The organism is Desulfuromonas sp. (assembly GCA_002869615.1).
Classification (GTDB): Bacteria; Desulfobacterota; Desulfuromonadia; order Desulfuromonadales; family UBA2294; genus BM707.
Genome location: PKUH01000003.1, coordinates 1 through 10,057, shown reverse-complemented (window position 1 = coordinate 10,057; position 10,057 = coordinate 1). Strand labels below are relative to the sequence as shown.

The 10,057-nt window shown below is 54.0% G+C and carries 5 protein-coding genes and 1 pseudogene; 3 read left to right on the top strand and 3 right to left on the bottom strand.

Annotation, left to right across the window (positions count from 1 at the left end; genetic code table 11):
* Positions 1 to 320 precede the first annotated feature (320 nt).
* Positions 321 to 1,175 carry a bifunctional 5,10-methylene-tetrahydrofolate dehydrogenase/5,10-methylene-tetrahydrofolate cyclohydrolase gene (locus C0623_00625; protein ID PLY03714.1) on the top strand — a complete coding sequence of 285 codons (855 nt, stop codon included), beginning with the start codon at positions 321 to 323 and terminating at the stop codon, positions 1,173 to 1,175.
* A 99-nt stretch (positions 1,176 to 1,274) separates the two neighbouring features.
* On the opposite strand, the gene C0623_00620 is transcribed toward C0623_00625, so the two are convergent.
* The 3 genes and pseudogenes from C0623_00620 to acnA form a co-directional block, all read right to left on the bottom strand.
* A complete protein-coding gene (locus C0623_00620; protein ID PLY03713.1) occupies positions 1,275 to 2,333 on the bottom strand; it encodes a hypothetical protein in 1,059 nt (352 codons plus the stop codon).
* The gene (locus C0623_00615; protein PLY03712.1) at positions 2,330 to 4,087 is read right to left on the bottom strand and encodes a cytochrome C; all 1,758 of its coding nucleotides are present in this window, start codon (positions 4,085 to 4,087) and stop codon (positions 2,330 to 2,332) included. The genes C0623_00620 and C0623_00615 overlap by 4 nt, the downstream gene beginning before the upstream one ends.
* Before the next feature lie 325 nt (positions 4,088 to 4,412).
* A pseudogene (gene acnA / locus C0623_00610) lies at positions 4,413 to 7,076 on the bottom strand (aconitate hydratase AcnA).
* Between the two features lie 148 nt (positions 7,077 to 7,224).
* On the opposite strand from acnA, the gene C0623_00605 reads away from it, so the two are divergent.
* Both C0623_00605 and C0623_00600 read left to right on the top strand, forming a co-directional pair.
* Positions 7,225 to 8,328 (top strand): mechanosensitive ion channel family protein, encoded by a 1,104-nt coding sequence (locus C0623_00605; GenBank protein PLY03711.1) that lies wholly within the window; start codon positions 7,225 to 7,227, stop codon positions 8,326 to 8,328.
* A gap of 185 nt (positions 8,329 to 8,513) precedes the next feature.
* Positions 8,514 to 9,653, top strand: a complete 1,140-nt coding sequence (locus C0623_00600) for a hypothetical protein (GenBank protein PLY03710.1) — start codon at positions 8,514 to 8,516, stop codon at positions 9,651 to 9,653.
* Positions 9,654 to 10,057: the final 404 nt, after the last annotated feature.

The following is a 10,057-nucleotide window of genomic DNA, read 5'->3' as shown; positions in this document are numbered from 1 at the left end:
GTTACCGGGTTGACTGCGCAGCCTGCAAGAAAGACGAGAATTATCAAGAGAAACAAAGATCTTTTGCTCATTATGAACTCCCGAGTGTAGGTCTATTACTATTTAGGGACGAAGCCTTGTGGTCCTGAGTGGCCCCAGCATGGTTTGTCTGCCTACAACAATTAGACCACCACAACCTGTTAATTTCAAGTACGCCAATTCTTCCTATACAAAACGATGCGAGAGGAGACACAAGAAACATATCTCTTTGACCTTGTCTTTCAATTACAGTAAATTGCTACAGGCTTGAATTGTTGTGTCCCAACATTACAGGAGTCGAAATGTCTGCAAAGTTACTTGAAGGAAAAGTTGTTGCCGAAGCAGTTCTGAATGAGGTTGCGACCCAAGTTGAAGGGCTCAAGAGAAAAGGTGTCACCCCGGGGCTTGGCACCATTCTGGTTGGCGAAGATGGTCCAAGCATGAGCTATGTTCATAAGAAACATGAAACCTGTGAAAGTGTGGGTATCGCTTCGTTCCACATCTCCATTCCTGCCACAGCAACCCAGGCAGAGCTTCTGAATGCTGTAAATAGTTTCAACAGTAATCCCGAGGTTGATGCATTTATCATACAGCACCCTGTTCCGGAGGGTTTTGATTTCAATGAAGCCCTTCTTCAAATGGACCCGAATAAAGACGCTGACGGTCTTCATCCCGTAAACCTCGGGCGCCTGGTATTGCAGGAGCCTGGTCCGGTCCCCTGCACACCGGCAGGCATTCAGGCATTGCTCAAACACTACAAAATTCCGGTAGAAGGTAAAGAAGTCGTTATTGTCGGACGTGGCCCGACTCTTGGCAGACCGCTTTCACTTATATTGACCCTGAAACAACCCTATGCAAATGCAGCAGTCACCGTGGTGCACTCCGGCGTTAAGAACCTCTCTGATTATACAAAGCGGGCCGACATAGTTGTCGCAGCAGTAGGGAGTCCGAGCGTTGTCACACCTGACATGATCAAACCAGGGGCTGTAGTGATCAGTGGTGGGATTACCTGGGAAGGGAAAAAGCTTATCCCTGATGTTGCAGAATCTGTTGCTGAGGTTGCGGGCTGGATTACTCCGCGACTTGGCGGGGTTGGCCCTACAACTGTAGCAATGCTACTTCTTAATACTGTGCTGGCAGCAGAAAATCGAGATTAATGTTTTGGAAGAGATCTGCAGACAGAGCCAATAGATTCCTTCACTTCACCAGCTATTCCAACAAGTCCCGATTGACAAGAAAACGAAACAAGAGACCCTTCAGTCGCGACATCGGGTCAATGCCGCCCGCAACATCCAGACCACAAGAACAAAACCGACGAACAGTGTCGCGAGAAACAGGATCAGTGGGGAGTATTCTGGAGCGACTTTGAGCATTCCCATATTGAAGTATTCCTGCAAATAACCGCTGCGCACGAAATCCCGCATGAGAACCATTGTGCAGACCAGGCCAAACAAAAGTGCCGTGGAGGTATAGATCATTTTTTTAACTGTTGTGACCAGAAGAGTGGCCAACAGGAGCAAGGCCACGACAAAGCAGGTTGTTGCCAGGTTATTGTCACCCATGAAAAGCATCCTCTGGGCTTTCGGCAGCGCCAGCAGAAACCATACCCCGACTGTAATCTGGACAAAGGTCAAGCCGACGAACAATCGCATCCCGACCGCCGAGGCATAAGCACCGAGCAGACGTTCTCTGCGTTGAAGCCAGCGTCCATAAAGAGCTACGAAGAGACCACCAACGGCGGTGCCGCCGATCATGAAGTGCAGGTAGCGCGGCCAGAGCGTCACATCAGCCGTGTTAAGAAAGGTTCCGCTCGAGTTCTCAAGATAAGTATCCCATGTTTCCGGGTGCAGCATCAGCGTCATATTGTTGCTGAGCATAAAACCGATAAAAAGAAAGCCGAAAAAAGCACAGCAGAGGATTGCGACCCCGGAACGCCCCAGGGTGAAAAACCTGAAATCATACCAGTAGGCAGCATAGTAGGCGACCAGCAGGACCGGTATAATCATCAGCCAGAACATCCCCATGAGCACAGAACTGGAGTACACAAGGTGTCCATAGAGAACCTGGAGAAACAGAAACGGGGCGACGCCCAGGTTGACGGTCAGGGCGATCAGCAGGGGGATCCCTTTCGCCAGTTCATAAGCCAGGGCCTGGCGCTTCTCACCCCCTTTCAGGTGCATATAAATGGCGATGACAGACGACCCAAGCAAAGCGTTCATGAACAGCAAATGCAGCGGAAAGGTCAACAGCAGAAAGAACTGAAAGTAGGCCCAGTGGGTCGGAATACTGTCCGGAGTGGGAATAATGGGGATCATTGTTCTTCTCCTTCGCGCCCGGAAAGGGCCCACGCTGCCACGGCTTGCCGCTCGGCATCATCCAGGGAAAGTCCCGCCATCATCGGATTCAACTTGCCAAGGGCAACCAGCGCTTCGGCGATAGCTTTTACAGACCTTCCTTGAGACCAGTCGACGATGACGTCACTGCCGTGGCAGCCGGTACAGTTCTGTTCAAAAATGGCCCTGCCTGTCTCTACGTCGGATAGCGGCTGAGCTCGCGGCGACTGGAAAAAACCGGCGAGCAACTCTTTCTCCGCGGTGGTTCCGGAAAAGTTTTCCATCATGTCATTTAATGAACTCAGGGATTCGAGCCCGGCAATGATCTCGGATAGAGTCAGGCCTTGCGCCCACTCCTCGATGATATCGAGGCCATGGCAGCCGACACAGTTCTCCTCATAGAGCTTTTGCCCCTGCCCGGTCGGTGCTTCAAGCAGGGCCGGATCGACATCCTTGCCGTGCAATTCGCCGACGATGTACGCGGCCAGCGCCGCGGCTTCCTCTTCAGTGCCCAAAAATGGCTGCATATAAGGCCGCTTGTGGATGACGTTAAGCAAGTAGCCGTGCAGCGTCGGGAAATCCATCGCCGCTGTTTTGGGCAGGATATCATTATTGAGACCACCGATCGTATGACAGGCATAACATTGGAATTTGAAGAGCTCGGCTCCGGCCCGGGTGAGATTTTCGTCACTCACCTCATGCACCGCAGCCCATTTCGTACGCGCGAGGAAGCTCTCCCCCTGCAGCTCTTCGGCCTCGGCCAGAGTGACGCCGTTTGAGTACATGACCTGGTTGAGAACGAAAGGCCGACGGGCTGCCTCACGGGTCCATTCGAAGGCGCCCAGCAGCAGGAACGCTGGCACCAGGGCGAGGATGGCAACGGCTTTACTGTTGTATGCCGGACGGATGACAGTCAGCAGCAACAGCAGGATCATAGTGGCAACCATGGCATAAAGAGCAAACTCACCGGCCGCCCGGATGGTAGGCGAGCTCCCGGTCACCAGGGCACGGGCCGGTTCGGGAAGGATCGCAAAATACCAGTAGGCGCATGGCAGCATCAGGGTTAAAGAGCCGAGGGCCCATGTACCGCTGTAGCGGGTCATTTTTGCCTTGAATCCGGGATCCTTAAGAAAAGCGCAGGTGACAAAAGCATAGAGTCCGGCCAACATGAACGAGAGAAAAGTGCGGAAAAATAGAGATGGCCAAAAAGACGGATTAAAAAATCCCGACCAGAAATTGTGATCAACAACCCAGGCTCCAGGGGTCAGCATGAAATCGATAATGCCATTGATCAGGAACAGGCTGAGCCAGGCGGCCACGAAGTAGATCCAGCCAACCGCCTGGTGCGTACGGCTGTCCATTCTGTCAAAGGTGTAGTAATAGACAAGCAGCGCCGTGATCTCGACCAGGAACCACACCCACTCCGCCGCCCAGCCATAGACAAACGTATGGATAAGCAGGGATGTCGCTGCCGGCTGCACAAGGGAGATGATAAACCAGATACCGACCCCGGTTATGCCGCCGTAAACCATGGTCACAAGCATGAAAAACCTGGTATGACGTTTTGTGAAAGCCAATATGTCAGGGTTATTCTCGCGCAACCCTTTACGTTCGGTCAAAACCAGGTAGAGACCACCACCGACCGCAAAATGGGCAACAAAGACATGGGTTATTGCGATAAGGGCAATAAGCAGGCCACCACCGGTTTCCGGTAGATACCAGACGGGATAGTTCATATTTTATCTCCGCGTGCCAGGGAAGAATTACAGCATTCATCGTCAGCTCTTGATTCTTTTCCAGCCCGCCGGCAACGGACAAGACAAAAGCCAGGAGCAGTGACGAAAAGAACAAACATTACACATCTCTAATATTATAACTGCCAGGAGAAGTGTCAAGCGACAGTGGGAACAAACAGGGGGGAAATGCAGAAACGGTTTTCCCAGAATCCAGGTAAACACCGATTAAGAAGCTATGAAAAGTGAAAAGGGGTCAGGTCTCGACATTTGACACAATTTTATAGTTGCATGCGTGTCAGAAATTGAGACCTGACCCTTAAAACTTTTACTTCATCAGGTTGCGCAGGACGAAATTCAAAATTCCGCCGCTGAGAAAATACTGAACCTCATTGGCCGTATCGATACGGCTGGCCACCGTCAGATCTGTTGAGCTGCCATCCGCGCGGTGGATCGTTAATCTTATATCCTGCCCCGGCTGCAGCGGTTCACTCTGCCCATGCAGATCAAATGTTTCGCTGCCATCGAGGCCGAGGCTGCTGCGCGTATCGCCACCCTTGAACTGCAGGGGGAGAATCCCCATAACGATCAGGTTGGAGCGGTGAATCCGCTCGTAGCTTTCGGCAATAACCGCCTTGACCCCGAGCAGCAGCGTCCCTTTGGCCGCCCAGTCGCGGCTCGAGCCGGTTCCGTACTCCTTGCCGGCAACCACGACCAGCGGCGTGTCCTCTTCGGCATACTTGACCGCCGCATCGTAGATGCTCATCTCGTTGCCGCTCGGAACATGCCGGGTAAAACCACCCTCGGTGCCGGGTACCATTTCATTACGAATCCGGATATTGGCGAAGGTGCCGCGCACCATCACCTCATGGTTACCGCGCCGTGAACCGTAGGAGTTGAAATCGAGCGGCTTGACGTCGTGCTCCTGAAGATAGGTGCCGGCCGGACTGCTGGCCAGAATGGCGCCGGCCGGTGAGATATGGTCGGTGGTAATCGAGTCACCGAGCAGGGCCAGAACGCGCGCTCCGCTGAAGCCGGACAGACCCTGCTCCGGGTCCTCGCGCAATTCGAAAAACGAGGGTTCGCGAACGTAGGTTGAATCAAGATCCCAGGCATACGTTTTCTCTTCCGGGACTTCAAGTGACTGCCAGGCCTTGTCGCCGCTGAAGACATCGGCGTACTTGTCGCGAAACATCGCCGCCGAAACCATCTTGACCAGCTCGGCAATCTCGGCATCACTCGGCCAGATATCAGCCAGGTAGACATCGTTGCCGTCCTTGTCCTGACCGAGCGGCTCCGAAGAGAGGTCGATCCGGGTTGTGCCGGCCAGGCCATAGGCCACCACCAGCGGCGGCGAAGCGAGCCAGTTGGCCCTGGTTTGTGAATGGACCCGACCTTCAAAGTTTCTGTTCCCGGAGAGTACCTAACAGACGGTCAGGTCGCCTTCGTCAATAGCGGCGGCGATCGGCCCGGTGAGCGGCCCGGAGTTGCCGATACAGGTTGTGCAGCCGTAACCGACAATATTGTAGCCGAGATGATCGAGGTACATCTGCAGGCCGGCCTTCTCGAGGTAATCGGTTACGACCTTGGAGCCGGGCGCCAGCGAGGTCTTGACCCAGGGCTTCTGTTTCAGCCCTTTCTCGACCGCCTTTTTGGCGAGCAGACCGGCCGCCATCATCACCGCCGGATTGGAGGTATTGGTACAGGAGGTGATCGCCGAGATGACGACATCGCCCTGCTTCAATTTGTAATCGGCGCCTTCAACCGGCTGCTCCTTGTCGGCTTCACCTTCCGGGAAGGTCGCTTCCGTGGCGCTGCGCAGAGCGGTCAGGTCAACCCGGTCCTGCGGCCGCTTCGGGCCGGCAAGGCTCGGCTTCACCGTCGACAGATCGAGCTCAAGAACGTCGGTATATTCGGGGTCGGGAGTATCATCCTCGCGCCATAAACCCTGGGCGCGGGCGTACGACTCAACCAACGGGACGACCTCTTCGCGGCCGGTCAGCCGGAGGTAATCGAGGGTCACGTTGTCGATCGGGAACCAGCCGCAGGTGGCGCCATACTCGGGGGACATATTGGCAATGGTCGCCCGATCGGCGAGCGGCATCTGCGAAAGGCCGGAGCCGAAGAACTCGACGAACTTGCCGACCACCCCGAATTGACGCAACATCTGGGTGACGGTCAGGACCAGGTCAGTTGCCGTGACCCCTTCGTTCAGTTTGCCTTTCATCCTGAAGCCAACAACCTCGGGGATAATCATCGATATCGGCTGCCCGAGCATCGCCGCCTCGGCCTCGATGCCGCCGACCCCCCAGCCGAGAATCGCCAGGCCGTTAATCATGGTCGTATGGCTGTCGGTCCCGACCAGCGTATCCGGATAAGCGAGTTTACGGCCATTGCGCTCTTCACTCCAGACCGTTCGCCCCAGGTACTCGAGATTGACCTGGTGGCAGATGCCGGTCCCGGGCGGCACCACCCGGAAATTGTCAAAAGCGATCTGCCCCCAGCGCAGAAAAGCATAGCGCTCACGATTGCGCGCCATCTCTTTTTCGACATTGGCCTGAAAAGCCTGCGGATTGCCGTATTCGTCGACGATGACCGAATGATCGATAACCAGATCGACCGGCACCTGCGGATTGATCGCTTCCGGGTCGCCGCCAGCCCGGGCAACGGCGTCGCGCATTGCGGCGAGATCGACCACCGCCGGAACACCGGTAAAGTCCTGCATCAAAACCCGGGCCGGGCGATAAGCAATTTCGTGATTCGATTTTCTTTCTTTCAGCCAATCGATGACCGCTTCGATATCTCCGGTCTCGACCGTGTCGCCATCCTCAAACCGCAAAAGATTTTCGAGCAGCACCTTGAGTGTAAAGGGCAACCGCGCAACCTTTTCATGTCCGGCATCGGCTAGGGCATCAAGGCTGTAGTATTCGTACTGCTCTCCATCAACTTCGAGTGTTTTCAATACATTGAAGCTGTCCCGAGATTGAGTCATGACTCACTCCTTTAGCTGTTTTATTTCTGTCCTATTGTACCACACCGTGCCGTAGTTGCAGTCTCCCATCTGTATTATCAGTACCTTGCATTCACATTCCAGTTCTGCTAAGAAGATAAAGCTGACCAACCTTCAATAAGGAACAGGCATGGACTCTCTGCTACCCTTTCTCGAAAAATCTTTTCTCGGAATTACCGTGCAATCATGGCTGACCGCCCTCGGCATCATCATCGCCGCCTGGATCGTCAAACGGATTTTCGGCGTCATCTACGACCGCGTTTTGCATTCGATCAGTGCCAAAACAAAAAACGATTATGATGACCTGATCATCACCAGCCTCCAGAAACCGGCCGAAATGCTGGTTTTTATCGGCGGGCTGTTCCTTGCTCTACAGACCCTCGAGCTGCCGGCCAGGCCTGTTAACCTGCAATCCCTGTCGCATGCGATGATCCAGGTTCTGGTGACCATAGCGATCGCCCGGGCCTTTTTCAACATGGCCGGCATTATCGACCGCTTGCTGTGCAAACGGGTCGAATGCAGTTCTTCATCCCTCGACGAAAACCTGGTCGGCATGATGCGTAAGTTTCTGCGTGGCCTGATCATTTTCTTCGCCATTCTGATGGTCATTCAGAACCTCGGCTATTCAATCACCGGCCTGCTCGCTTCGCTCGGAATCGGCGGCATTGCCGTCGCCATGGCAGCACGTGATTCGATCGCCAACATCTTCGGATCGCTGATGATTATCTTTGACCGTCCGTTCAAGGCGGGCGACTGGATTCTCGCCGGCGATATTGAAGGGACCGTTGAAGAGGTCGGGTTCCGCTCAACCAAAATCCGGACTTTTGCCAAAACCCTGATTACCGTGCCGAACAATGTGATTGCCAATATGGCGGTCGACAACTTCAGCCGGATGCCGAAACGGCGCATCAAGCTGAATATCGGCGTCACCTACGATACGACCTCGAAACAGATGCAGACGGCGGTGGAAAAGATCCGGCAACTGCTCAAGGACGACCCGGCCATCGATCAGGAATTCTTCCTCGTCAACTTCACCGACTTCGGAGCTTCATCCCTCGACATCATGGTCTATTGTTTTACCACGACCACTAACTGGGGCGAATATCTCGATGCCCGGCAGGCTTTGAGCCTGAAAATAATGGAGACGCTCGAAGCGTTGGGACTGGAGATTGCCTTCCCGAGCCGGACCGTCTACCTGCATGAGAGTGGTGAATCAAAACCGACTGGACAGTAATCCTGTTTTTTGGCCACTCCATATTTCGGCACATGACGTATCATTCAGATTCGAATAGGCATTAAGCCCTTCTAACACCTTAATCCAGGGGCAATTTCCTCAATTCCTTGTTTTTGGCTTCATCCCTGCAACCTCCGCTTCTGGTTCTTTTTTAAATATGAATTGCAATTAAAGGTAGGACGGGAATGAAGAACTCTGTTACCCGAATCATTGGCCAATACGGTCATGACGATCGCGCCCTGATCCATAATCTTCAACTTTTACATGAAGATCATGGCGACGGGGTCTTCCGTGAAGCCTTAAAAGAGCTGGTCGGCAAGGAATTTAAAGATAATGTGGCGCGGCGCTACTGGGAAGAGGCGCTGGCACATCGGCAAAAAATCCTGGTCGGTGAAAAAGTCGATTCGGCACTGCGTCCGGCACTGCTCGACTATCTGCACCAGGTAGTCGGCGAAATCGCCGATCCCCGGATTGTCGAGGCAGTCGATCTGGCCGACATCCGCAATGCCTCAATATGCGACGGATTGACCGGGCTATACAACCAGACCTACTTCAAGTCCTTCCTCGAAAAAGTTTGCAACCAGAGGTTCGCCACCGAAGACCCGGCCACCGCGATCCTGCTTCTCGACCTCGACCACTTCAAACAATTAAACGACCGCTGCGGTCATCTCGCCGGCGACCGGGCGCTCAAGCAGGTAGCAAAAATTATTTCACACTGTATCCGCAAAGGCGATGTCGCCGCCCGTTACGGTGGTGAAGAATTCGCCGTGCTGCTATCCAATGTCAGCCGCGACCAGGCTTATTCAGTTGCCGACCGGATCCGCAAAGTCATTGAAAAGGCGAGCTTTCAGGGAGAGCACCTGCTCGATCGCGGCACACTGACGATCAGCGGCGGCCTGTCGTTCATCCTGTCGAAGCATGAGAGTGCGGAGAACCTCATTCAGAAAGCCGATGAGGAGCTTTACCGGGCCAAGCTTTTCCGCAATGTGATCTCGCCGCACCAGAGCGAAAGCCGTAAAGCTGCCCGCATGCAGAAACAGTCGATTGTCGAATTTTCTCTGGCCGATGAATCGACATTCGCACCGGCCATCAGTTTTGATGTCAGTCCCTTCGGCATCGCCCTCGATTGCGACCGCAAAATTGAGATAGGTTCGGCCGTCAGGCTCCGTTTTCGCCATCCTTTCTGGCCGAGCAACCGACAGGTTCTCGCATCCATCCGCTACATTGACGAACAGAAAGGAACCGGCCTTTTCCGGCTCGGCCTCCAGTTTAGCCCGGAGCAGGCACTCAATCGATCGGACGGTTTATTGCAAAACATTGCCTGACACCACACTCCGCCATACTTTTCCAACCACACCCTGAAAGCATAATTCGAGTTCGCCGGTGTCGCCCGGCGGTCTTAAATATAAGACAGCTGTAAGTTTTAAGCTGTCAGCTGTCAGAGAAAAACAGGAAAAGTCTCAATACTTTAAAAGCAAAGCCCTTGACTCACCCCCGTTGCTCTTGAGGTCGCTGCCCTCGCGCGCTCACTGAACCTCAGCCCGACCGCAACCGCCACGGAGACATTCCGCGTTTGCCTCAAGGCAAACACCCGGGCAGCACAGTTGAACAGAAACAAATCCAGTTGCACAAAAAGCCCCCTGCAAGGGAGCCGTTTTCTGCATACTCTTTTATGGCTCAATAAAAGAGTATGGCGGAGTGCGCGGCCGCGACCGCGCGGTTCTTCCTG

Bases quoted from the DNA above. Each gene is read 5' to 3' on its own strand.
- C0623_00625 (PLY03714.1), top strand. From the start codon at position 321: ATGTCTGCAAAGTTACTTGAAGGAAAAGTTGTTGCCGAAGCAGTTCTG.
- C0623_00620 (PLY03713.1), bottom strand. From the start codon at position 2,333: ATGATCCCCATTATTCCCACTCCGGACAGTATTCCGACCCACTGGGCC.
- C0623_00615 (PLY03712.1), bottom strand. From the start codon at position 4,087: ATGAACTATCCCGTCTGGTATCTACCGGAAACCGGTGGTGGCCTGCTT.
- C0623_00605 (PLY03711.1), top strand. From the start codon at position 7,225: ATGGACTCTCTGCTACCCTTTCTCGAAAAATCTTTTCTCGGAATTACC.
- C0623_00600 (PLY03710.1), top strand. From the start codon at position 8,514: ATGAAGAACTCTGTTACCCGAATCATTGGCCAATACGGTCATGACGAT.